18 protein-coding genes and 3 pseudogenes are annotated in these 23,331 nt (G+C 71.9%); 7 read left to right on the plus strand and 14 right to left on the minus strand.

The window, feature by feature from the left end:
* Nucleotides 1-4 precede the first annotated feature (4 nt).
* The 6 genes from KGS77_RS08705 to eccB all read right to left on the minus strand — a co-directional run bounded on the left by KGS77_RS08705 (nt 5) and on the right by eccB (nt 6,065).
* Nucleotides 5-1,534, minus strand: coding sequence for a hypothetical protein (locus KGS77_RS08705; protein ID WP_242587841.1), 1,530 nt, complete (start codon nt 1,532-1,534; stop codon nt 5-7).
* A 60-nt stretch (nt 1,535-1,594) separates the two neighbouring features.
* On the minus strand, nt 1,595-1,924 hold the full coding sequence (locus tag KGS77_RS08710) for a hypothetical protein (protein WP_242580051.1): 330 nt from the start codon (nt 1,922-1,924) through the stop codon (nt 1,595-1,597).
* Nucleotide 1,925: 1 nt separating this feature from the next.
* Nucleotides 1,926-3,209 (minus strand): type VII secretion-associated serine protease mycosin, encoded by a 1,284-nt coding sequence (gene mycP, locus KGS77_RS08715; protein WP_242580053.1) that lies wholly within the window; start codon nt 3,207-3,209, stop codon nt 1,926-1,928.
* A gap of 179 nt (nt 3,210-3,388) precedes the next feature.
* Nucleotides 3,389-3,682, minus strand: a complete 294-nt coding sequence (locus KGS77_RS08720; protein WP_242580054.1) for a WXG100 family type VII secretion target — start codon at nt 3,680-3,682, stop codon at nt 3,389-3,391.
* Nucleotides 3,683-3,819: 137 nt separating this feature from the next.
* Nucleotides 3,820-4,143 (minus strand): WXG100 family type VII secretion target, encoded by a 324-nt coding sequence (locus KGS77_RS08725; RefSeq protein ID WP_242580055.1) that lies wholly within the window; start codon nt 4,141-4,143, stop codon nt 3,820-3,822.
* Between the two features lie 272 nt (nt 4,144-4,415).
* Nucleotides 4,416-6,065: a type VII secretion protein EccB gene (gene eccB, locus KGS77_RS08730; RefSeq protein WP_242580056.1), complete on the minus strand. Its 1,650-nt coding sequence runs from the start codon at nt 6,063-6,065 to the stop codon at nt 4,416-4,418.
* Between the two features lie 285 nt (nt 6,066-6,350).
* On the opposite strand from eccB, the gene eccE reads away from it, so the two are divergent.
* The 4 genes from eccE to KGS77_RS08745 all read left to right on the plus strand — a co-directional run bounded on the left by eccE (nt 6,351) and on the right by KGS77_RS08745 (nt 11,976).
* The gene (gene eccE, locus KGS77_RS08735; protein WP_242580057.1) at nt 6,351-7,634 is read left to right on the plus strand and encodes a type VII secretion protein EccE; all 1,284 of its coding nucleotides are present in this window, start codon (nt 6,351-6,353) and stop codon (nt 7,632-7,634) included.
* Nucleotides 7,634-7,834: a hypothetical protein gene (locus KGS77_RS34945; protein ID WP_347404457.1), complete on the plus strand. Its 201-nt coding sequence runs from the start codon at nt 7,634-7,636 to the stop codon at nt 7,832-7,834. Before eccE ends, KGS77_RS34945 begins: the two co-directional genes overlap by 1 nt.
* A gap of 47 nt (nt 7,835-7,881) precedes the next feature.
* A complete protein-coding gene (locus KGS77_RS08740; RefSeq protein WP_347404458.1) occupies nt 7,882-8,481 on the plus strand; it encodes a hypothetical protein in 600 nt (199 codons plus the stop codon).
* 330 nt (nt 8,482-8,811) lie between these two features.
* Entirely contained in the window at nt 8,812-11,976 is a 3,165-nt protein-coding gene (locus tag KGS77_RS08745) for an SCO5717 family growth-regulating ATPase (RefSeq protein WP_242580058.1), read from the plus strand.
* A gap of 92 nt (nt 11,977-12,068) precedes the next feature.
* On the opposite strand, the gene KGS77_RS08750 is transcribed toward KGS77_RS08745, so the two are convergent.
* From KGS77_RS08750 to rimP, 8 genes and pseudogenes are all read right to left on the minus strand, one after another.
* Nucleotides 12,069-13,019, minus strand: a complete 951-nt coding sequence (locus KGS77_RS08750; RefSeq protein WP_242580059.1) for a bifunctional riboflavin kinase/FAD synthetase — start codon at nt 13,017-13,019, stop codon at nt 12,069-12,071.
* 356 nt (nt 13,020-13,375) lie between these two features.
* The gene (gene truB / locus KGS77_RS08755; protein ID WP_242580061.1) at nt 13,376-14,341 is read right to left on the minus strand and encodes a tRNA pseudouridine(55) synthase TruB; all 966 of its coding nucleotides are present in this window, start codon (nt 14,339-14,341) and stop codon (nt 13,376-13,378) included.
* Complete coding sequence (gene rbfA / locus KGS77_RS08760) at nt 14,338-14,808, minus strand: 30S ribosome-binding factor RbfA (protein WP_242580063.1); 471 nt, start codon at nt 14,806-14,808, stop codon at nt 14,338-14,340. Before rbfA ends, truB begins: the two co-directional genes overlap by 4 nt.
* A gap of 54 nt (nt 14,809-14,862) precedes the next feature.
* A complete protein-coding gene (locus KGS77_RS08765; protein ID WP_242580064.1) occupies nt 14,863-15,159 on the minus strand; it encodes a DUF503 domain-containing protein in 297 nt (98 codons plus the stop codon).
* Nucleotides 15,160-15,340: 181 nt separating this feature from the next.
* Nucleotides 15,341-18,451, minus strand: a pseudogene (infB, locus tag KGS77_RS34950) (translation initiation factor IF-2).
* Between the two features lie 178 nt (nt 18,452-18,629).
* A pseudogene (locus KGS77_RS08785) lies at nt 18,630-18,922 on the minus strand (YlxR family protein).
* Nucleotides 18,923-19,095: 173 nt separating this feature from the next.
* On the minus strand, nt 19,096-20,088 hold the full coding sequence (gene nusA / locus KGS77_RS08790) for a transcription termination factor NusA (protein WP_242580069.1): 993 nt from the start codon (nt 20,086-20,088) through the stop codon (nt 19,096-19,098).
* 2 nt (nt 20,089-20,090) lie between these two features.
* Nucleotides 20,091-20,663, minus strand: coding sequence for a ribosome maturation factor RimP (gene rimP, locus KGS77_RS08795; RefSeq protein WP_242580071.1), 573 nt, complete (start codon nt 20,661-20,663; stop codon nt 20,091-20,093).
* Between the two features lie 160 nt (nt 20,664-20,823).
* Between rimP and KGS77_RS08800 the strand changes: the two genes are divergently transcribed.
* The 3 genes and pseudogenes from KGS77_RS08800 (at nt 20,824) to KGS77_RS08810 (ending at nt 23,295) form a co-directional block, all read left to right on the plus strand.
* A complete protein-coding gene (locus tag KGS77_RS08800) occupies nt 20,824-21,453 on the plus strand; it encodes a hypothetical protein (protein ID WP_242580073.1) in 630 nt (209 codons plus the stop codon).
* Nucleotides 21,454-21,766: 313 nt separating this feature from the next.
* Nucleotides 21,767-22,269 (plus strand): annotated as a pseudogene (locus tag KGS77_RS08805) (DUF4439 domain-containing protein).
* Between the two features lie 114 nt (nt 22,270-22,383).
* Nucleotides 22,384-23,295, plus strand: a complete 912-nt coding sequence (locus KGS77_RS08810) for an aminoglycoside phosphotransferase family protein (RefSeq protein ID WP_242580075.1) — start codon at nt 22,384-22,386, stop codon at nt 23,293-23,295.
* Nucleotides 23,296-23,331: the final 36 nt, after the last annotated feature.

Genomic DNA, 23,331 nt, shown 5'->3' on the forward strand with positions numbered 1-23,331 from the left:
GTCCCTACTCGATGACCCGAGGGGCCACATTACGCTGCGGCGTCCAGGTCTCCTCGTCTTCCACAAGGTAGTCGGGACGCTCGCCGTTCGGCCCCTTCTCCTTGCCCTTACCGCCGTGTGCTCCAGGTGCACCGGGCATGCCGGCCGGGCGACGGTTGCCCCCGGCGGTGCCGGCCTGCGCTCCACCACGGCTGCGGTGCAGACCGGAACCGCCCTGCGCCCCGCCACCGGTCTTGCCGCCGGACGTACCGACAACGCCGCCCTTCTGGCGAGCCAGCGCGCCACCGCGACCGGCCGCGCCCTTGGCACCTGCTCCTCGGCCGGCACCGGCGCCGCCGCCCATACCGGGGGCACCGGGACGTCCGCCTGGCGAGCTGCCGCCCGGACCACCACCCGGTACGCCCTTGCCGCCAGGCGTCCCATTGGGCATACGCGTGCCCGGGATGGTTCCGCGGTTCTTGGGACCGCTGTTCAAGGGGCCGGGAAGGCCGCCCGGACCGTGCGGAAGCCCGGCGCCGGACGGGAAACGACCATCCCCGCCACCGCCACCACCGGGCAGCCCAGGGCCGTGCGGCAGCGTACCCGGGCCTTTGGGACCTACCTTGCTCGGATCGAAGTGGTCCAGGCCAGTGTCGACCTTGGGCGGCGTCCACTTGCTCCCAGGCGTTGGGTGCGTCGAACCGATACCGCCGCTGATGCCCGGAGTCTTGGGCATCTTGGGTGTCTGAAGACCACCGGAGGAGAAGCCCGGACCCTTGCCCATGGGCTTGAGAGAGGGCCCACCTCCCGGCTTCGGGCTTCCCGAACCACCAGGCATCGGGAGGTGCACGGACGGCGGCGGGGTGCCACCGGGAGACCCCGGGTACTCGTCGCTATCGCCGTGCGGCTTCATGCGACGATTCCACGACCCCATCGCCTTAGCCTGGCTCGCGTAAGCCGCCCCAAGCTGCTCCATCTTCACAGCCATGCGGAGCTGCTGTTCTTTACCCGCCGACAGGCTGTCGGCGTTCCTGTCCAGCGCGTCCTGGGTCGACAGGTTCTTGTTCTTCAGGTCGTCCTTGAGCCCCGAGTCATCGCGGTCGAAGCCGTCCTGAAGGGAATTGATGAAGCTGTTCGCATCGCTCGGCTTTTCCATCGACTCGATGTCAGGCTTCAGCTGTTCGAGGACGGTCGCCGCGTTGCCCATCGCCTGTGAGGTGTAATCCGCGTAGGACGCGCCGTCGAAGATCTTCTTGCTGATCTTGTCGGCCTCGGCCTTGAACTTCTGGGCGGCCTCGCCCTCCCAGTGCTCCATCACCGCCTTCACGGCGGCGTCGAAGGCGCCCTTGATGCCGCCGCCGCTGCCGCCCACGAGCTGGGTGTGGACGTCCTTCCAGCCGCGCGAGACGTTGTGCACCTCGCTGGGGTTGGCGGCCTTCACCATTTCCTTCATGGTGTCCATGTCCATCTCGGCGAAGTTCGTTTCGTGCTTCGCGTTGTAGCACATGGTCGCCGGCATGAACTCGTACTCGTACTCGCTCTTACCTGTTGTCATGAGCGATGTCCCCCTGTTCCACTCTTCACGCTGACCTCAGCCCCGCTCGTCACCACTGCCTCACTGACCGGACATGCTCGTGGTGACATCGGCTTCCTGGTTCTGGTAATGCCCGTGCGCCTTCTTCGTCTTGTTGCCGAACTTGTCCATCACCTCGTGAAGGTGCTGGACGATCTCCTCGATGTGCTGCTTCATGACCTCGTGCGCCTTGGTCAACTTACGAGCCTCGAGGAAGGTGGCGCCAGGCGCGTCCGCCCCAAGGGCGTTGGGGGACAGCGACGTCTTGTACCTGGTGTCCGCGTGCGCGTTGCCAAGGTCTTTCAGGACGCTGTTGAGCTTCTTGACCGTCTCGTCAAGGGCGCTCAGATCCACCCGATACTGATCAGCCATGCTAGGCCTCCCCGTGTGTGCTGAAACCGGTCTTGCGCCGCCAGTCGCGCAGGGCGATGGCGGTGCCGACGACCGTGGCGACGGCTAGGGCGCCGCCACCGATGATGTAGATGGCGATGCGGGCACGGCGTTCCTCGGGGCTTTCACCCAAAGTGAGGACGGCCGGCTGGATGTTGGCGCCGGTGTTCGCGGCCGAGCTGGCGTCGGAGTCCGGCGTGGGTGCGGCGGTGGGCTTGGTGTTGTCGTTGAGGGCCGCTACGGGGTCCACCACGCCCCAGCCGATGTTGTGGTCGCGGTCCTTGCGTACGCGCTCCGCGGTCTTCTCCAGATGCCAGATGACTTCGCGGGGCTTCCACTTGTCGTGCTCGGCCTTGTGCTTGCCGATGAGGAGGGCCGCGGCTCCCGCGGCGTAGGGGGCGGCGAAGCTGGTGCCCTGGTCGACGCAGTTGCCGCCGTTGGGGACCGTGGAGACCATGTCGACGCCGGGGGCGGCGATGTCGACGAAGTCGCCGGCCTGGGAGAAGGGGGCGCGTTCGTTGTTGCGGTCGGAGGCGGCGACCGCCATGACGTTGGAGTTCTTGAAGGCGGCGGGGTACATGTTCTGCTCTTCGCCGCTCGCGCCGCCGTTGCCCGCGGAGGCGACGATCAGGACGTTCTTCTCCTCGGCGTAGTCGACCGCGCTCTGGAGGGTCTTCAGGAGCACCGGGTTGGCGTTGGTGCCCTGGGAGATGTTGATGATGTCGGCCCCGGCGCCCACCGCGTCCTTGATGGCCGTGGCGAGGGTGTCGGCGGTGCCGCCCTTCTCCTTGTCCGTCTGCTGGAAGGGCAGGATGGTCGCCTTGGGCGCGATGCCGATGAAGCCGGAGCCGGCCTTGGGGCGGGCGGCGATGATGCCGGCGACCTTGGTGCCGTGGCCGACCTGGTCGTCGGTCGCCTTGGCCGCCGTCTTCTTGTCCGCGCTCTTGACGTAGCTCTTGCCCTCGGAGCCGAGGGCCGGGCGGATCTGTTCGTTGCCCGCGTCGACGCCGGTGTCGATGACGGCGACCTTGACGCCGCTTCCCGCGCCGTACGCCCACATCTGCCGGGTCAGGAGGCGCTGCAGCGACCAGGGGGTCTCTTTGATGTCGTCGGTGCCGAAGGTGCACTGGCCGTTGTTCAGGGGCACGTTCGTGTCCGCGGCGGCCGGCGCGGCGCAGGACAGGCCGACGGCGCACGTCGCCGCTGCCAGGGCGGTCGCCGTACGCAGGCGGGGCCCGGCTCGATGGCTCAGGGCGCGAGATCCCACGGGGTGTCTCTCCAGGAGGGGGCGGGAGGGAGTGGAGGGAGGAGGAAGGGAGGGCGGCGGGCGGATGGGGTGTGGACGGAATGAGGGCGAGCGCACTGATGCAGCGCGCTCGCCCTCATTCACCACTGTGCGAGCCTTCGGGGCTGCTCAGCCGTTGTACGTCCGTCTGTGGCCGACGGTCAGCCGGCCCAGATACCGGCGTTCTTCTGCTCGGTGCTCTGGTAGTTCTGCGCCGCGGTGTCCAGCGCCTTGGCGATGGCCTCCAGGGTGGAGTGGAGCGACGCGGCGCGCTGGTCCCACTCGCGCTGGCGGGCCTGGTAGCCCTCCTGCGCGGCACCTTCCCAGCTTGCGGCGATCTTCTTGACGCCGGACTCCAGGTCGTCGAGCTGGGAGCGGATGTTGTTGGCCGTTCCGCGAACGTCAGAAGCGGCCTGCGAGATCGTCGAGAAATTGACGAGGATCTGGCCGGACATGGTGTCTCCTCGGGGAGTTGATGAGGTCGGGTCGATTCACGTGCCGTGGCGGGCCACCGGGCGGACCGGTGTGCCTTTGCCGGCCGGTGGGCCGGCGCCACGGCGGGCCTGCGCGTCGCGCGGTGCGACGCCGGCCATCATCCGAACGGCGAGGCCGAAGCGGAGACGTGGGACATCGACTGCGCCTGCTCCTCTTCGGAGGCCACGTAGTTCTTCGTGGTCGCGTCGATCGCTTCCTTGATCTCGTTCAGAAGCTGGTTGAGGCGGTTGGCGTCGTCGTTCACCTGGCTCTGGAGCTGGTGGTAGGAGCTGGCCGCAGCACCCTTCCACCCCGAGGTGATGGAGTCGACAACCGTCTTCAGGCGCGCGATCTCACCCTGGATCGACTGGTTGACCGAGGAGATACGGCCGCTGAACGCGACCATCTCCTCCTCGGTGGTTGTGAACTGCTGACCAGCCATAAGTCAACGTCCCCCATGAGACTCGTACGTTGTTCCGTGTGCTGCCGGTGACGGCGGTACACGGCCGGCATCTCCTGTTGACGCCTTCCGCCACTTTAGCCACTCCATACGTCTGTTCCCAACAGGGGGCGGGAGCTTGTGACGGGATCACAACATTGCTTGTCACTTCCAACTGTCCGGAGCCGAAAGCCGGTTCGGCGGAAACGGACAGAAGCCTTTCTTTCGGTCACGATCGGCTGCCGGGGACGGCCCGGCAGCGCCCTGTGGAAGGCTCAGGAACTCTGCGGCTTCTTGGCGCTGCTGACATCCAGTACGGGCCCCTCGGAGAGCAACTGCGACCACGCCTTGTCGACCGTCGGCGGGCGCACGTTCTCGTATCCGAGGTGCAATTTCGACTGGTCCTGCTCCTTCTCGGCGTTGCCGGCCTTGTCGGCGCTGTCGTTGTTACGGGGCACCGAGTAACGCAGCCCCGTGTCCGTGACCAGGAACAGCGATCCGCTGTCGGCATTGGCGGTCACCTGCTGGTAGAGCAGTCCGCTGCCGGGCGTGACGTAGGAGGTGGCGCCGGGGGCGATGGGGGCGGGGTAGTCCTTGCCGACCCAGGTCGCCATGTCCGGTACGGCCTTGTTGAACCCGAGCGCCTTGCCGGCGCCGTTGGCGTACTCCGTGCTGGTGCCCTTGTAGACGCTGCAGGTGACGTCCGCGCGGTTCTGCGAGCCGAGGCCGGTCCCGGCCCCGCCCGGGGCCGCGGCGGCGTTGGCCATGGAGACCACTTCGCTGGGCCAGGGCAGCGCCGCGCCCGTACGCGGGTCGGCGCCCATGAACTGGACCGGCTGTTCCTTCTCGTCGGTCTTGGGGGTGATGCTGGAGGCGGAGACGGAGATGGCCTCCATCTTGCGGTCGCTCTTCTGGACCGCCTGGGCGTTGGGGCCCTCCAGCAGGAGCTTGGCGATGAAGTTGGACACCTTCTCCAGGCCGTCCTTGAGGACGACGTACTTCTGCTGGGAGTCGCTGGTCTGAAGGATGCTGCCGATGGTGTTGTGACCGGCCGGAACGCCCTTGGCGGTGCTGGGTTTGCCCGCGTCGGGGACGGCGGGCAGGCCGATGGGCACCGGGCTCTTGATGAGGGTGTTCATCCACTCCGCCGAGACCTGCTGGGGCTGGGCGTCGCCGAAGATGATGCGGCGCAGCAGGGCGTTGGCCGCCTCCTTGTTGCCGCCGGACAGCGGGATCTTTCCGCCCATGGTCGCGTCGAAGGTGAAGGCCACGCCGTTCTGGTCCACCAGGTACTTGACGCCCTTCGGGTCCTGCACGTACAGCGCCTGGTGGAGGTCGAGCCTGCCGTTGCCCTCGACCCGCTTCTTGTCCTTGCCGCCGAGTACGAAGACGGCCTGCTGGGCCTTGCTGTTCTCGCCGCTGCCCGGCCGTACGCACACCGCCCAGACCTTCGGCGCCTCCGCCTCCTTCGCGGACGGCAGCCGGTCGGGGGCGTAGGGAATTCCGATCGCGGGGCCGTGCGGAATTTTTCCGTCCAGCTCGGATTCCTTGACCTTGACGACCTTGAACTTCTTGGGGTCCAGCAGGAGTTTGGCCGAGGCCAGATTCAGGATGGGGTGCAGCAGTTTTTGATTCTTGCCGTTTTCGTCCTTGCTGTTGAGGACGACATAACGGGTGGTGGATTCATCGCCGACGATGACGTTCTGCGCCGGGGTGTCCCAGCCTTTGGGAGCGACCGGCTTGAGAATTCCGCAGGCCCCGAACCCCACCAGGACGACCGCACCCAGCACGATGCTCGGCAGCACCGACCGCAGCGGTCGCGGCGCGCTCTCGATCGAGCCGTTCGGCAGCGGCTTCAGAAATGCGGCAGTCGTCCGCTTTCGCGCGAACGAATACGCATTCAGCTCGTCCCGACGTGATGCCATTGTTGCTTTCTCTCCCCGCCTGTCGGATCCACCAAGGACCGCACCCGGCACTCGCGCCGCAGCGCCCTCTACTATGCCGTGTGTCGATCGACCCGTACGGTACGGGTGCCACCTTCCAGCGCACCAGTCTCATCGGCGGTCACCACGCCTAGAGGCCACACCACCAGTAGAGGAGCAGGCCGGGGGATGTCCAGCGCCACCAGGGCTCGACGCCGCAATGGGCGGCAGCAGCAGCAACAGCCTTACGCTCCGCCGCAGAACACGGGAAACGCGGGACAAAACGGTATGGCGCCCGGCGGTGCGGGCAATAGCGGCGGAGATCCGGCGAACCGGGCGGCCGGTCCGGTGGCGCCCCGGCTGCGGGCCCAGGCGGGAAGCATCGGCGGCGTACGCGTCCAGCAGCTCGCCATCATCGAACTCGCGGCGGCGCTGGTCCTGGTGGGCCTGGCGATCCGGAATCCCATCGCGCTGTCCGTCGCCGGCGTGGTGGCGGTCGTCCTGGTCGTCTTCGGGCTCGGCCGGCGCCGGCGGGTGCCGCTTCCCGAGTGGATCGCCACCGTCCGTGCGATGAAGAGCCGCACCAAGCGCAGTGCGTCGGCCGCCGGGACCAACGGGGTCGACCCGGCGTTCGCGCCGGTCGTGGAGTGCGACCCGGCGCTGCGCACGTATGAATACACCGACTCCGAGCAGCGGGCCGTCGGCTTCGTCGGAGACGGAACGTTTCTGACGGCCCTGGTGCAGATCGACGCCCGGGACGAGCCGCTGCGCCCGCAGCGCGGCCGGCACCCGCTGCCGCTGGACGCACTGCACGCCGCACTGGACATCGAGGACATCCACCTCGAATCCGTCCAGTTCGTGCAGTACACCCAGCCCGCGCCGGCGCCGCACCTGCCCGAGCAGGCCATCGCGGCCCGTTCGTACGCCCCTCTCCAGGCACAGACCCGCACCCCGGCCCTCCAGCTCACCTGGATCGCGCTCAAGCTCGACCCCGAACTGTGCGCCGAGGCCATCGAGGCACGCGGCGGCGGCATGGGCGGCGCCCAGCGGTCGCTGCTGCGCGCCGCCGACCAGCTCGTCAGCCGGCTCACCGCCCGCGGGCTGCGCGCCCGGGTGCTGGACGAGCGCGAAGTGGTGGCCGCGATCGGCACCGCGGTGTGCGTCAGTCCGCGCGCGGCCAACGGGGCGATGGGCCGGGACGGGCGGGCCGCCCGCCGTACCCAGGAGACGATCCGGGCCGTACGCTGCGACGACCGCTGGCACTCCACGTACTGGATCGGCCGCTGGCCCCAACTCGGCCAGGGCGGCACGCCGCTGTCCGGCATCGCCCAGCTCCTGACCAGCACCCCGGCGATGGCCTCCACCTTCGCGCTGACCGCCTCGCACGGCGGCGGACGCGCCCCGGCGATCTCCGGTTACGTCCGGCTCTCCACCCGCAGCGAGAACGAACTGGACGCGGCGCAAGGGGAGTTGGAGCGCCGTTCCGGCTCCGTGAAGGTCGGGCTCGTACGACTGGACCGTGAGCAGTTGCCCGGCCTCCTGGCCACGCTCCCCCTCGGAGGTACCCGCTGATGGCCACGCCCACCTACCAGCCCCGCACCGACCAGGGCGGCAACGGCTGGCGCAATCCCCCCATCGGCGGCCCGGCGGCCGGCGGCGGACGGCGGCTCTCCCACGAGCCCCGGCCGGACGAGCGCCAGGCGGCGCCGGCCGGCCCCAAGCCGCAGCCCGGCTTCGGCCTGCGCGGCCCCGGCGCAGCCCGCACGTCCTGACCACCGAGTCCCTGGCCGCCCTGACGCTGCCGGTCGGTGACGACGGCGTGATCATCGGCATCGACCCGGAGAACCAGCCGGCGGTGCTGAGCCTGCTGCGGCCCAACCCCCTGGAAGTGGTGTTGGTCGGCAGCATGTGGATGGCCCAGGTGCTGGCGCTGCGTACGGTCGCCACCGGCGCGCGGGTCGCGGTGGAGACCGCCCGGCCGCCGGCCTGGGCCCAGATGGCGCAGGCCGCGGGCGGTGGCCAGCAGTGCGTCTCGGTGCATGACGTACGGCAGATCGCGCCGCAGGGACCGTCGGTGTCCAGCCCGGTTCTGGTGGTCCGGGACATGGGCGCGCGCCCGCCGCGCAACCAGTTGGCACCCAGCCCCTGGCAGTCCGTCCTGACCGTGCTCCCCTTCCTGGGGCCTCGCTCGCCGCAGATGCTGGCCCGGGCGGACCTGGTGGGCCTGCAGCGGCTCTCTCCGGAGGAGGCCGAGGTCGTCACCCGCATCATGCATCTGCCGCCGCAGGTCGGCGGGGTGCTGCCGACCCTCAGCGACAACGCGATGCTCTGGTGCACGCGCGACAACCACCAGTTCGTGATGACCCAGCCCACCGAGGCGGAGACCGGCCTGCTGGGCGCCGCGCGACGGATGGACTGACACCACCGGGCCGTCACGGCCCTGTCGCGGGCCGACGCCGGGGAACGGCCGCGGGCCGTTTACGCTACGGGCGCACCCCCGGGGGTGCGCCCGTTGGTGCGTCGAGAGACCTTTGATGACGACATGACATCGGCTGCCGTTTGAGGCCGTCTCTTGATTAGGCTGTACGGAGAGCCGCAGGAGCACACTGGACGGCTGCCGATACGGGGATGGAGAGAGTTAAGTGTTGGGCCAACCCGGGGTGGTGTGTTCCGACGTCCGCTACATCCGATTGATCCGCCTGTATCCGGTCCTGCCGTTCAGGTGCGTTTCAGTACACCAGGAGGCACAGTGAACGAGCGGGAGGCTTTCCGCCCGGACGGGAACGATCCTGACGACGACCAGTCCGAGTTCGACCTGACCGGCGAGTTCAAGATCGACTTCGCTGCGCCGGCCTGGTACACGAGCAGCGACACCAACGGTGGTGGCTCGGGCGCGAGCGCCGCGGCGCCGCCCGCCGGTCCCGCCGCCTCCACTCCCCCTGCGTCTCCCGCACCCGCTCCCGCCACCTCGTCCGCCCCGCCGCCCACAGGCGCTCCGTTGGGCGCCGCGCCCGTACAGGGCGCCCCGGAGGCCCCGCAGGGCGCGCCCGCGCCGGTGACCGCGGCTCCGGGCGCTCCGGGCGCTCCGGGCGCTCCGGTCCCCGCGGCACCCGCTCCCGCTCCCGCTCCCGCCGATGGCGTCGCGCCGCCCGGATTCCCGACGCTGCGGCCCAGCGACGGCGGTACGGACGCCGGCGCCGCTCCGGCGCAGAACGCGGCGACGCCCGCCGCCCCGGAACAGGAGACAGCCGCCGGAGCCGGGACCACACCGCCCGAGTCCGCGCCGGCCGAAGCCGCGCCGTCCGAAGCCGGGTCCGGCCCCTCGGACGCCGCGGCCGGATCCGCGGACGCCGGCAACGTCCGTACGGGCACGGGGGTCGACCCGTCGGCCTCGCTGTGGGACGACGACGACTCCGAGCCCGAACCGGCGCCCACCTCCGCACCGGCGCCCGCGGACGGGACCTCCGCGCCCGCCCCGGTGGCCGAACCGCAGGCGGAGGCCGGCGGTACCGCCGCTCCGGCCGCCGAGCCCGTGGCGGCGCCGCCCGCCGCGCCCGCGCCTCCCCTGCCCGAGGCCGGTGCGCCCGGCGCCGAGGCCGGTGCGCCTGCCGCCGCGCCGCAGGCCCCTCAGCAGCAGCCGCCCGCCCAGCCGCAACAGGCCCAGCAGCCCCAAGCGGAGCAGCAGCCTCAGCAGGCCCAGCAGCCCCAGGCCGGTACGCCGCAGCAGGGCTCGCCTTGGGCCGCCGCCGGGCAGCAGCAGGCCGCGCCCATGCCCGAGGGACTTCCGCCGCTGCCGCCGGAGTTCCAGCCGGCGGACCCGCAGGTGGCCCAGGCGCCTCAGCAGCAACAACCGCAGCCGCAGGACCAGTACGGGCAGCAGGCCCCGTACGGGCAGCAGGGCTTCCCCTCCCCGCAGGGCCAGCAGCCGTACCCGGCGCAGGCCGGCCAGCCGCAGGCGATGCCGCAGCAGGCCCCGCCCGCGCCGCAGCACGGCGGTTACGCCCCGCAGCAGCCCCAGGTCGCCCCGCAGCCCCAGCAGCCCGCCCCCGCTCAGGCCGGTTACGGCTACCCCCAGCCCGCGTACGGCTATCCGCAGCAGCCCGCACAGGGCGGCGCTCCGGTGCCGCAGCAGGCGCCCGGCCCGGAGGCGGCGGCCTACCCCAACTCCGGCCCGCAGCCCGCGTACGGCTACCCGCAGGGCTACGACAACGCCCCGCAGCAGCCCGTCCAGGGCTACCCGCAGCAGGGCGTACCGAACGCCGCCCACCCGGCCGCCCCGCAGGACGCATACGGGCAGCACCACGCGTACGGCCAGCAGGACGCGTACGGACAACAGCACGCAGCGCAGGCCCAGCAGGCACAACAGCCCCAGCAGGGGCAGCAGATGCCGCCGCAGCAGGCCCAGCAACAGGCCCAGCAGGCACATCAGGCCCAGCAGCAGCCCCAGCCACAGGCCGCCGCCCAGCCGCTTCCCCAGCAGGCTCAACAGCCGCAGCAGCCCCAGCAGTTCGCCCCTCAGGCGCCCGCCCCCCTGCCGGTGCAGCCCGGTGACCCCCACGCCGCGAACTACGCGTCGTACTCGCAGCCGGGTCAGCCGCAGCAACAGCAGCGGGCCGCCCCCGGCGCGCCGCTGGGCTACAGCGCCGCCGTGGAGCTGACCTCGGACCGGCTGCTGCGCAACCAACCCAAGAAGCGCAAGCCGGGCGCCAACGCCCAGCCCTCCCGCTTCAAGCTGGGTGCCAAGAAGGAGGAGGCGGAGCGCCAGCGCAAGCTGGAGCTGATCCGTACGCCCGTGATGTCGTGCTACCGGATCGCGGTCATCAGCCTCAAGGGCGGCGTCGGCAAGACCACGACGACCACGGCCCTGGGCGCGACGCTGGCCTCGGAGCGGCAGGACAAGATCCTGGCGATCGACGCCAACCCGGACGCCGGCACGCTCGGCCGCCGGGTGCGCCGGGAGACCGGTGCGACCATCCGTGACCTGGTGCAGGCGATCCCGCACCTGCACAGCTACATGGACATCCGCCGGTTCACCTCGCAGGCGCCCTCCGGCCTGGAGATCCTGGCCAACGACGTGGACCCGGCGGTCTCCACGACCTTCAACGACGAGGACTACCGCCGCGCCATCGACGTCCTGGGGAACCAGTACCCGATCATCCTCACCGACTCGGGCACCGGCCTCCTGTACAGCGCGATGCGCGGCGTGCTGGACCTCGCCGACCAGTTGATCATCATCTCCACCCCGTCCGTGGACGGCGCGAGCAGCGCCAGTACGACCCTGGACTGGCTCTCCGCGCACGGCTACGCCGACCTGGTGCAGCGCGGTATCACCGTCATCTCCGGGGTCCGCGAGACCGGCAAGATGATCAAGATCGACGACATCGTGTCGCACTTCGAGACCCGCTGCCGCGGCGTGGTGGTGGTGCCGTTCGACGAGCACCTGGCCGCCGGTGCCGAGGTGGACCTGGACATGATGCGGCCCAAGACGCGCGAGGCGTACTTCAACCTCTCCGCCCTGGTGGCCGAGGACTTCTCCCGTACGCAGCAGGCACAGGGCGCATGGTCCGGCGACCCGAACGCGGCGCAGCCGCAGCAGGGGGCCCCGCAGGTCCAGGCTCAGGGCCAGGTCCCGGGCCAGGGCCAGGCGCCGGCCGGCCCGTACGCCCAGCCGTACCCGCAGCAGCAGCCCTATCCGCAGCAGCCGGGGCAGGACGGCGCACAGGGCCCGTACGGACAGCCCGGCCAGCAGGGGCAGCCGCCCGTCGGCTACCCGCCGCAGCAGGGCGGCTGGACCCAGCAGCCCGCCCAGCAGCCGCCGGCCAACTGGCAGCAGCCGCCCGCTCCGGACGCCCCTGCCCAGCCGGAGCAGCCGGGCCTCCACCCGGGCTGGCAGCAGCAGCCTCCGCCGCAGTGAGCGCACGGCGGCGGTGAGCACAACGGGAAGGGCCCGGCACCTAGGTGCCGGGCCCTTCCCGTTGTGCTCCTCCGGCTTTCCGGGCCGGCCGGTCAGCTCCCGGCCGGGCCGATCAGTTCGCGGGTCCGCTTCACGTCGTCCGCCATCTGCTCCAGCAGCCCGTCCAGCGTCTCGAACGTCTCCTGTCCGCGCAGCCGGGTGACGAACTCCACGGCCACGTGCAGTCCATACAGGTCCAGGCCGACGCGGTCGACGGCATACGCCTCGACCGTACGGCTCTTGCCGTCGAACTGCGGGTTGGTGCCGACGGAGATCGCCGCGGGCATCGCCTCGCCGTTGACGTGCAGCCGGCCCGCGTACACACCGTCGGCCGGGATCGCGGTGTGCGGCAGGGTCTCCACGTTCGCCGTCGGGAAGCCCAGCTCCCGGCCGCGCTGTGCGCCTCGTACGACCACGCCCTCGACCCGGTGCGGCCGGCCGAGCACCTCCATGGCGCCCGCCACGTCACCGTCGGCGACCAGCCGCCGGGTCAGCGTGGAGGAGAACGGCTCGCCGCCGCCCGCCCGGCCGGACTCGTACAGGTCGATCACCTCGACCTCGTAGTCGTAGGTCCTGCCCAGTTCGGCCAGGGTCTCCACGGTGCCCGCCGCCCGGTGCCCGAAGCGGAAGTTGGGGCCCTCCACGACGACCTTGGCGTGCAGCTTGTCCACCAGCGCCTTGACCACGAAGTCGGCCGGCTCCAGCCGGGAGAACTCCTTGGTGAAGGGGAGGATCAGTACGGCGTCCACGCCGAGGTCGGCCATCAGCTCCGCGCGCCGGTGGTGCGGGGCGAGCAGCGGCGGGTGGGTGCCGGGCCGTACGACCTCGCTGGGATGCGGGTCGAAGGTGACGACCACGGCCGGTATGCCCAGCTCGCGGGCGCGCTCCACCGCCTTGCCGATGATCAGTTGGTGCCCGCGGTGCACGCCGTCGTAGGAGCCGATGGTGACGACGCTGCGCCCCCAGCCCTCGGGGATGTCCTCCAAGCCACGCCAGCGCTGCACTGTGCCCGCTCCTCGCCCGAACTCTTGTCTGTCCATTGCGCCCATTGCGCCATTCCGGCCGTACGCAGGTCTAAGAGTGCCATGCCGTCAGGACGGGTTCGCGCGAAGGGTGGCCCCGTCCCGTGTTGTGTACAGCACCTGACCGTGTCCCTCCCGGACGGGCCGCGGGGCGAAAGCGCCCCCGTCCGCGCCCGTGGTTCACTCCGAGCGCCTGCCCGATGGGGTGAATCCAGGGCTTCGAACGGATAGAGACAGACCAGGGGGCAACGAGGGGGATCGTGGAACGCGGGCTCCTCCGGGGCGGAGGGCCCGCGCTCCACGGTGTGTCCGAGGGACCCGGCGAACCTCAGGGGCCGTTACGGCGCGAAGACGGCCAGGCTCTTGGCCCTGCCGCCCTGGTTCTCCAGCAGCGCCAGGAACGTCCCGTCCGGCCCGAAGGCCGCGACCGGCCCGCCGCCTTCGAACAGCGGCATCGGGACCCGCGCCCCGTTCATCAGCAGCCGCGCCTGGTCCGCGGTCACCTCCCAGCGGGTGAAGGCCGCGCTCGCCGCCTCCCCGATGGGCATGACCGGCAGCCCGCCGCCCGCCTCGTCGTCGACGGCGGCCTGCAAGTCCTCCAGTGTGCGGGCCTGGTCGAGCTTGTACGGGCCCACGCGGGTGCGCCGCAGCGCGGTCAGGTGCCCGCCGACGCCGAGCGCCGCGCCCAGGTCGCGGGCGAGCGCGCGGATGTAGGTACCGGAGGAGCACTCCACGGAGACCAGCAGGTCCGTGACGGGGGTGCCGTCCTCGGCCTCGGTCTCGTGCACCGAGTGCACCACGAACGAGGAGACGGTGACCGGCCGGGCCGGGATCTCCACGTCCTCGCCGTCCCGTACCCGGGAGTACGACCGCTTGCCGTCGATCTTGATGGCGCTGACCTTGGACGGCACCTGCATGATCGCGCCGGTCAGCTCCGCGACGCCCGCGTCGACGGCCTCCCGGGCGATGCCGTGCGCCGCCCGGGACGCGGTGATCTCGCCCTCGGCGTCGTCGGTGACGCTCTGCTGCCCGAGCCGGATCGTGCCGACGTACTCCTTCTCCGTCAGCGCGAGGTGGCCCAGCAGCTTGGTGGCCCGCTCGATGCCCAGGACCAGGACGCCGGTCGCCATCGGGTCGAGCGTGCCGGCGTGCCCGACCCGGCGGGTGCGGGCCATGCCGCGGGTCTTGGCCACGACGTCGTGCGAAGTGAAGCCGGACGGCTTGTCGACGATGACCAGGCCGTCCGGCGTCCCCCCTGCGCGGCGCGCCTCCGGGCGCTTCGCACGGGTGTTCTTGCCCTTCATTCCGCGGCGGTCCCCTTGTCGGCACCGTCGCCGTCCTCGGCGGCGTCACCGGGCTTGCGGTACGGGTCCGCGTCCCCGGCGTACGTCGCGCCCGAGGACACCTCGCGCACCTTGGCGTCCGAGGCCCGTGCCCGGTCGAGCAGGTCCTCGATGGTCTTGGCGTTCTCCGGCAGGGCGTCCGCCACGAAGGTCAGGGTGGGGGTGAACTTCACGCCCGCCGCCGCCCCGACCGCCGAGCGCAGTACGCCCTTGGCGCTCTCCAGCCCGGCTGCCGCGTTCGCCCGGTCCTCGTCGTCGCCGTAGACCGTGTAGAAGACCGTCGCCTCCCGCAGGTCGCCGGTGACACGGGTGTCCGTGATGGTCACGTGCGTGCCCAGCCGCGGGTCCTTGACACCGCGCTGCAGCTTTTGAGCGACCACCTCCCGGATGAGGTCCGCCAGCTTCTTCGCCCGCGCATTGTCGGCCACTGGTCCGTCTCCTTCTTGTCTTCCACAATTGTGCTCTTGGCGGCGGCGACGCGCTCAGTCGTCGTCATCGCCGTGGAACCGCCGCCGTACCGACAGCAGCTCCACCTCCGGACGTGCGGCGACCAGGCGCTCGCAGCGGTCCAGGATGTCGGTGAGGTGTCCGGCGTCCCCGGACACCGCCGCCAGGCCGATGACGGCCCTGCGGTAGAGATCCTGTTCCCCGACCTCCGCCACGCTCACCGCGTACTTGCGGTGCAGCTCGGCGACGATCGGGCGGACGACGGAACGCTTCTCCTTCAGCGACCGTACGTCGCCGAGGAGCAGGTCGAAGGACAGTGTCCCTACGTACATATATGACGGGTAAAGCCACCCGGGGGGCCTTGGCTGCGCATGCGGTGTACATGCCTTTTGAACCGTACACGCAACGGCCGGGGCCGATCGACGGAAATATGATCCGCCGACCGGCCCCGGACGCTTGCGACCCGATCAGGCCGCGGCCGGGCCGTGGTGCGGCCCGACCTGGCTGAGCGCGTCAGCCGCGCGGCTTCTCGCGCATCTCGTACGTCGCGATGACGTCGTCGACCTTGATGTCGTTGAAGTTCCCGAGGTTGATACCACCCTCGAAGCCCTCGCGGATCTCGGTGACGTCGTCCTTGAAGCGACGCAGACCGGCGATGGTGAGGTCCTCCGCGACGACCTTGCCGTCGCGGATGAGGCGCGCCTTGGTGTTGCGCTTGACCTCGCCGGAGCGGATGAGGACACCCGCGATGTTGCCGAGCTTGGAGGAGCGGAAGACCTCGCGGATCTCCGCGGTGCCCAGCTCCACCTCCTCGTACTCCGGCTTGAGCATGCCCTTGAGGGCCGCCTCGATCTCCTCGATCGCCTGGTAGATGACCGAGTAGTACCGGACGTCGACGCCCTCGCGCTCGGCCATCTGCGTGGCACGCCCCTCGGCGCGCACGTTGAAGCCGATGACGATCGCGTCGGAGCCGGACGCCAGGTTGATGTCGGACTCGGTGACCGCACCCACGCCGCGGTGCAGCACGCGGATGTCGACCTCCTCGCCGACGTCGAGCTGGAGCAGCGAGGACTCCAGGGCCTCCACCGAACCGGACGCGTCGCCCTTGATGATGAGGTTGAGCTGCTGCACCTCGCCGGCCTTGAGCACCTTGTCCAGGTCCTCCAGGGACACCCGGCGGGTGCGCTTGGCGAACGCGGCGTTGCGCTCACGGGCGGCACGCTTCTCGGCGATCTGACGGGCCGTACGGTCCTCGTCGACGACCAGGAAGTTGTCGCCGGCGCCCGGGACGTTGGTCAGACCCAGGACCAGGACGGGGGTCGAGGGACCCGCTTCCTCGACGTTGTTGCCCTTGTCGTCGAGCATCGCCCGGACCCGGCCGTACGCGTCACCGGCGACCATCGTGTCACCGACGCGCAGGGTGCCGCGCTGGACGAGCACGGTGGCCACGGCGCCGCGGCCACGGTCGAGGTGGGCCTCGATCGCGATGCCCTGCGCGTCCTGCTCCGCGTTGGCGCGCAGGTCGAGCGAGGCGTCCGCGGTCAGGATCACGGCCTCAAGGAGCTGGTCGATGTTCAGACCCTGGCGGGCGGAGATGTCGACGAACATCGTGTCGCCGCCGTATTCCTCGGCCACCAGGCCGAACTCGGTGAGCTGGCCGCGCACCTTGGTCGGGTCCGCGCCCTCGACGTCGATCTTGTTGACCGCGACCACGATCGGCACGTCGGCCGCCTTGGCGTGGTTCAGCGCCTCGATCGTCTGCGGCATCACACCGTCGTTGGCCGCCACCACGAGGATCGCGATGTCGGTCGACTTGGCACCACGGGCACGCATGGCGGTGAACGCCTCGTGACCCGGGGTGTCGATGAAGGTGATCCTGCGCTCTTCGTCGTTGACCTGGGTGGAGACCTGGTACGCGCCGATGTGCTGGGTGATGCCGCCGGCCTCGCCCGCCACCACGTTGGTCTTGCGGATGGCGTCCAGCAGTCGCGTCTTACCGTGGTCGACGTGACCCATGACGGTCACCACCGGCGGACGCGCGACGAGCATCTCCTCGCCGCCCTCGTTCTCGCCGAAGTCGATGTCGAAGGACTCCAGCAGCTCGCGGTCCTCCTCCTCCGGGCTGACGATCTCGACGGTGTAGTTCATCTCCTGGCCGAGCAGCTCCAGCGTCTCGTCGGAGACCGACTGCGTCGCGGTGACCATCTCACCCAGGTTCAGCATGACCTGGACGAGCGACGCCGGGTTGGCGTTGATCTTCTCCGCGAAGTCCGTCAGCGAGGCACCACGCGACAGCCGGACCGTCTGGCCGTTGCCGCGCGGCAGCATGACGCCGCCCACCGACGGGGCCTGCATGGCCTCGTACTCCTGGCGCCGCTGGCGCTTGGACTTGCGGCCACGGCGCGCCGGGCCGCCGGGACGGCCGAAGGCGCCCTGCGTACCGCCACGGCCACCGGGACCGCCCGGACGGCCGCCGAAACCGGGACGGCCGCCGAAGCCGCCGCCACCGCCGCCGGGGCCACCGCCACCGGGACGGCCGGCGAAGCCGCCGCCACCACCGGGACGACCGCCGCCACCGCCGGGACGGCCGGCGAAGCCGCCGCCACCGGGACGACCGGCACCGCCGCCGGGACGGCCCGCGCCGCCCGGACCGCGACCGCCGCCCGGACCCGGACGCGGACCCGCGGCCGGGCTCTTGGGCATCATGCCCGGGTTGGGACGGTTACCGCCGGGACGGGGACCGCCCTGGCCCGCGCCCTGCGGACGGGGCATGCCGCCCGGAGTGGGACGGTTGCCGCCGGGAGCCTGCGGACGGGGACCGGGACCGCCCTGGCCGGCGCCCTGCGGACGCGGGCCGGGACCACCCTGGCCACCGGGGCGCGGCGCGCCGCCGGGCCGGGGGCCTGCGGACGGGCCATGCCGGTGGAGCCGCTGGAGGTGAAGGGGTTGTTGCCCGGACGGGGGCCGGCGGGACGGTTGCCGCCGGGGCGCGGGGCACCCTGGCGCTCACCGCCGGGACGCGGCGCGTTGCCGCGGCCCTGGCCGCCCTGGCCCTGGCCGCCGGAGGCCGGACGGCCCGGACGCGGGCCGGGGGTGGCACCGGAACGGGGCGCGGCCGGGGCCGACGGCGGAGCCTGGAACTCGGGCTGCGCGGGGGCGGCCGGAGCGGGCTTGGGCGCCGGGGCCTTGGGGCCGGGCGTGGGGCGCGGGCCCGGAGCCGGGACCGCGGAGGGGGTGCTGCTCTTGGGTGCCTCGGGGGCCTGCGGCGCCTCGGGGGCGCCGGGGCCACCGGCGCGGGGCCCGGCTTGGGGGCGCCCGGCTTCGGGGCGGCGGGGCGCTCGCCCGCTGCCTTGGCGGCACGGGCGGGGCCGCCGGCCTGCGCCGGGGAGGGCGCGGACGGCTTCGCGGGGACGGTGCCGCCTTGCGCGGCGCCGAGGGCTTGCCGGCGGCACGGCCGTTGCCGTTGCCTGCCTGGAAAGCGTCGGTCAGCTTGCGAACAACCGGCGCCTCGATCGTCGAGGACGCCGAACGGACGAATTCACCAAGTTCTTGGAGCTTGGCCATGACGACCTTGCTCTCCACACCGAACTCCTTGGCGAGTTCGTAAACCCGGACCTTAGCCACTTCGCTCCTTCTAGGTCCGGGTTGTCCACCGGACCGTCGCTACTTCATGGGCGTACTCATCGCGTACTCATCGAGTGCTCATCGCAATCTCGACCTACTTCCGACTCGCGAGGTACCTGACCGCACGGTTTTCCGTGCGCTGTGCTTTCTTGCCGTGCTCTTCAGCGGTGGTGCCCGATCAAGTGGTGCTTGATCGACGAGCGTCCCGTTCGACGAACCGGCGCAGACCCGCCGTGTCGAACGGTCCCCGGCCCCGGAAGGCCCGGGGAACGCCCGGCGGCGGACCGCCAGGTCGAGACAGACCAGTGTCGGGTGCACGTAAGCACCCCGGCCGGGCAGCGTACCGCGAGGATCGGGGGCACACTCGCCCTCGATCGCCACGATGCGCAGCAAATCGCCCTTGGCCGCTCGCTCCCGGCACCCCACACAGGTTCGCTCAGGGCATGCGCGGGCATGCGTCCGGCCAGACACTGGTTAAGTCTACCTCCCCGCGCCGACCTCATCCCTAATGGGTAAGGGCGAGCGGCTGCTCGTTGTTCCCGTCCGGTCACACCCGTCACGGGTGGTCACTGACGGTCTGGATGATCAGCTCGGTTGCTTACGACCAATCCAGATCAATCTCGGTCAGTCCCGATCGTTTTCGGTCAAGACTGATCGGACGGCTGCTCGGTGTCCGGACGGATGTCGATCCGCCAGCCCGTGAGCCGGGCCGCGAGCCGGGCGTTCTGCCCTTCCTTGCCGATGGCCAGCGAGAGCTGGTAGTCGGGCACGGTCACCCGTGCGGAGCGGGCCGCCAGGTCCACGACCTCCACCTTGCTCACCCGCGCCGGTGACAGCGCGTGCGCCACCAGCTCGGCCGGGTCGTCCGACCAGTCCACGATGTCGATCTTCTCGCCGTGCAGCTCGGCCATCACCGCGCGGACCCGGCCGCCCATCGGGCCGATGCAGGCGCCCTTGGCGTTCAGGCCGGACCGGGTGGACCGTACGGCGATCTTGGTGCGGTGGCCGGCCTCGCGGGCGATCGCCGCGATCTCCACCGAGCCGTCCGCGATCTCCGGGACCTCCATGGCGAAGAGCTTCTTCACCAGGTTCGGGTGGGTGCGCGAGAGGGTCACGGACGGGCCGCGCACGCCCTTGACCACCCGTACGACGTACGAGCGCAGCCGCGTGCCGTGCTTGTAGTCCTCGCCGGGGACCTGCTCCTGCACCGGCAGGATGGCCTCCAGCTTGCCGATGTCGACCAGGACGTTCTTCGGGTCGCGGCCCTGCTGTACGACGCCGGTGACGACGTCGCCCTCACGCCCGGCGTACTCGCCGAAGGTGATCTCCTCCTCGGCGTCCCGCAGCCGCTGCAGGATGACCTGCTTGGCGGTGGTCGCCGCGATCCGGCCGAAGCCGGACGGCGTGTCGTCGAACTCGCGGGGCTCGGCGCCCTCTTCGAGGTCGGACGGGTCCTCCTTGGCCCACACCGTCACATGTCCGCTCTCGCGGTCCAGCTCCACCCGCGCCTGACGGCGGCTGCCCTCGGTGCGGTGGTAGGCGATGAGGAGGGCCGACTCGATGGCCCCGACCAGCAGGTCGAACGAGATTTCCTTCTCCCGTACCAAACCCCGCAGGGCACTCATGTCGATGTCCACGGTTACGCCTCCTCCTGGCTCTCGTCGTTCGTGTCGTGCCCGGTCTCACCGGCACGTCCGGCGGGGCGCTCCCCGGCCTCCGCCTCGTGCTTCTTGTCCTGCTTGCGGTTGAACTCGATCTCCACCCGCGCCTTGGCGATCTCGGAGAGCGCGAGCCTGCGGGCGGTGGGCCTGCGGCCCTTGACGCCCGGCACCTCAAGATCGAGTTCCGCGCCGTCGAACGCGAGAATCCGCGCCACCAGCTCGCCGCCGTCGTGGAGCCGCGCCTTGATCAGGCGGCCGACGGCGCGGCGGTAGTGCCGCGGCTCGGTCAGCGGCCGGTCGGCGCCGGGAGAGGTGACCTCAAGGGTGTACGGGGCTCCGCCCATGGCGTCGGAGTCGTCCAGGACCTTGGACGCCTCACGGCTCAGCTCGGCGCACTCGTCGAGCTGCACGCCGTCGTCGGAGTCGACCACGATCCTCAGCACACGCCGCTTCCCGGCGGGCGTCACCTCGATCTCTTCCAGATCCAGGTCTCGCGCGGCGACCAGCGGTTCAAGCAGTCCGCGCAGCCTCTCGCTCTGGGTGGTGCTCATCCGGGTGACTCCTCGGCCGCGTGTGCTGTTGTGGGAAGGTCGCGTGTCGGGTCAAAGCCTATCTGTTCCGGCGGGGTACTGACGATTCGGTGGCCGGGCACGGATACGCTCGCCTGCGGTGATCACTGGCGAAGACCCCGGGAAGAGATACGTGCGGAACGTGGCGCTCACGCGCAGGAGGACCTTGCTGGCCGGCGCCGCGCTCGGCGGGACGGCTCTGATCTCGGGCTGCTCCGAGGACGCCGGCGAGCGGCGGCACGACGGCGGCACCGGACGCGTCGCGGCGGCCGGACGGCTGCGCGAGCGCGCCGCGCGGGACAGTGCGGCGCTGCTGGCCCGGTATGACGCGACGCTGGCCGCGCACCCCGCGCTCGGCGACCGGCTGCGCCCGCTGCGCGCCGAAGTCGCCCGGCACGCCGAGGCGTTCGGCGCGGCCGTGCCGCCCGGCGGGCCGTCCGCGACGCCTTCCGGGCGTCCGGGCGGTACGGCGGGGAGCGGTACGGGCGGGGGGCCTTCGAAGACTCCCTCGGCGGGCCCGACGGACTCGGCGGGTTCGGCGGGCTCGACGGGCTCTGTGGGCGCAACGGCCTCCGCGGGCCCCTCGCGGACGCCCGAGGTGCCCCGGGACGAGCGGCAGGCGCGGGCGGCCCTCGCCGACGCGGAGCGCCGCACCGCCGACGCCCGCACCGCGGCGCTCGCCGACGCACCCGCGGAACTGGCCCGGCTGCTGGCCTCGGTCGCCGCGGCCGGTGCCGCACACGCCTATCTCCTGACGGAGGGCGGCACGTGAGCCGGCCGGAACCGGGACTGGGACTGGGAGCGGCACCGGCACCGGAACCGGGACCGGATTCAGGGCCGGTGACGGCGGCGGAGGAGGCCGCGGTGACAGTGGTGGGGCGGGGCACGAGAGGAACAGCGGGATGAGGACACCGGGCAGTGACAGCCGTGGTACGGACGCGGCCCGCAGGGGGACCGCCCGTGCAGGGGCGGGGGAGGACCTGGGGGTGCCCCGTACGGGGAGGGTTCGCGCCGCGGCAACCCGTACGGAGGCGGCCCGTACGGAGGCGGCCCGTACCGATGCGGCCCGTACCGAGGCGGCCCGCCTGCGCACGGCCGGCACCGGGAGCGCGGCGAGCGGGGACAGCCCCGAACTGCGCGCACTCCAGGCCGCGCTGGAGGGCGAGCACGCGGCCGTGTACGGCTACGGCGTGGTCGGCGGGCGCGTCGGTGCGGACCGGCGCAAGGAGGCCCGACAGGCGTACGACGCCCACCGCGCGCGGCGGGACGGGCTGCGCCGCGCCGTACGCGACCTGGGTGCCGCCCCGCGCCCGGCGGCGCCCGCCTACGCGCTGCCCTTCCCGGTGCCCGACGCCGCCGCCGCGGTGCGGCTGGCCGCCGAACTGGAGGACCGGGTGGCCGCCGTCTACGCCGACCTCGTACGGGCCGCCGGCGGGTCGCGGCGCCGGGAGGCGGCGGGGCGCTGCGCGAGGCCGCGGTGCGCGCGGTGCGCTGGCGCGGCAGCGGCGTAGCCTTCCCTGGGCTCGCGGAACGCGCCACGGCGAACGCGCCGTCGGCACCCGCGCGCGCCCCCGCGGACGGAGTCTGAGGGCGCGCCGGGTCCAGGTGGCGCAGGGACGGGCAGGAGTCCGAGAACGCCCCCGGCACCACCCCGGGAACCGGCCGAAGTGGCCCATAAGCCCAGGAAAGGGACAGCTCAAGCATGGCAACGGCACCCATCGAACCGCCGCAGAGGCTGGTCAGCTCGCTGAGCGCGGACCCGGACGGCCCGGCGCGCGGCTGGCTGGAGGCGCTGCCGGAACTGGTGCGGCGGCAGTTGACGCAGTGGGAGCTGACGCTGGAACGGGTGCTGGTGCCGGGCGGCCGGAGCAGCCTGGTGGCGCTGGTGCGGCAGCAGGACGGGACGCCGGCCACGCTGAAGTTCCCGGCCCCCGGAGAGGCGCGGGCGCACGAGAGCGCGGCGCTGGCGCACTGGGACGGCTGGGGCGCGGTACGGCTGCTGCGCGCCGCCGACGACGGCGGGGCGCTGCTGCTGGAGCGGCTGCGCGGCGCGGTCTCGCTGCGCTCGCTGCCCGAGGCCAAGGCGGTGCTGGAGGCGGCCGGGACGGTACGGCGGCTGTGGGTCGCCCCGGCTCCGGGGCACTGTTTCCCGACGCTGGCGGGCCGTACGGAGGAGGCCGTCGAGTCGCTGCGTACCGTCGGGGCCCTGGCCGGGGCCGCCGGGCCGCTGCTGGAGGAGGCGCTGGAGCTGCGCCGCGCGCTGCCCGCGCAGGCTCCCGAGGAACTGCTGCTGCACGGCGCCTTCCGGCAGGGCAAGGTGCTGTCCGGGGAGCGCGCGCCGTGGCTGGCGGTCGGGCCCGCGCCGGTGGTCGGCGAGCGGGCGTACGACCTGGCCGGGCTGGTGCTGGACCGGGTCGAGGACCTGGCCGCGGGCTCCGGCGCGGCCTCGGCGGCCCGCCGCCGGGTGGCCCGGCTGGCCGACTCCCTGGACGTGGACCGCGACCGGCTGCGCGGCTGGTCGCTGTGCCGGGCGGTGGAGACGGGCGCCCGGGAGCTGGCCGTGGGCGACCGCCAGCGCGGCGAACTGCTCCTGGAGTTCGCCACCTGGCTCTGAAGCCGGGCGCCGGGACCGTGCTCTCGGAGCCGGCTC

Origin of the sequence: Streptomyces sp. MST-110588 (assembly GCF_022695595.1) — a bacterium.
GTDB lineage: Bacteria > Actinomycetota > Actinomycetes > Streptomycetales > Streptomycetaceae > Streptomyces.

What these genes read in the sequence shown, in the direction of transcription:
- truB (WP_242580061.1), bottom strand. Translation starts at nt 14,341, where the DNA reads ATGAAGGGCAAGAACACCCGTGCGAAGCGCCCGGAGGCGCGCCGCGCA.
- KGS77_RS08720 (WP_242580054.1), bottom strand. Translation starts at nt 3,682, where the DNA reads ATGTCCGGCCAGATCCTCGTCAATTTCTCGACGATCTCGCAGGCCGCT.
- KGS77_RS08705 (WP_242587841.1), bottom strand. Translation starts at nt 1,534, where the DNA reads ATGACAACAGGTAAGAGCGAGTACGAGTACGAGTTCATGCCGGCGACC.
- KGS77_RS08810 (WP_242580075.1), top strand. Translation starts at nt 22,384, where the DNA reads ATGGCAACGGCACCCATCGAACCGCCGCAGAGGCTGGTCAGCTCGCTG.
- KGS77_RS08710 (WP_242580051.1), bottom strand. Translation starts at nt 1,924, where the DNA reads ATGGCTGATCAGTATCGGGTGGATCTGAGCGCCCTTGACGAGACGGTC.
- rimP (WP_242580071.1), bottom strand. Translation starts at nt 20,663, where the DNA reads ATGAGCACCACCCAGAGCGAGAGGCTGCGCGGACTGCTTGAACCGCTG.
- eccB (WP_242580056.1), bottom strand. Translation starts at nt 6,065, where the DNA reads ATGGCATCACGTCGGGACGAGCTGAATGCGTATTCGTTCGCGCGAAAG.
- KGS77_RS08765 (WP_242580064.1), bottom strand. Translation starts at nt 15,159, where the DNA reads ATGTACGTAGGGACACTGTCCTTCGACCTGCTCCTCGGCGACGTACGG.
- KGS77_RS08725 (WP_242580055.1), bottom strand. Translation starts at nt 4,143, where the DNA reads ATGGCTGGTCAGCAGTTCACAACCACCGAGGAGGAGATGGTCGCGTTC.
- eccE (WP_242580057.1), top strand. Translation starts at nt 6,351, where the DNA reads ATGGCGCCCGGCGGTGCGGGCAATAGCGGCGGAGATCCGGCGAACCGG.
- KGS77_RS34945 (WP_347404457.1), top strand. Translation starts at nt 7,634, where the DNA reads ATGGCCACGCCCACCTACCAGCCCCGCACCGACCAGGGCGGCAACGGC.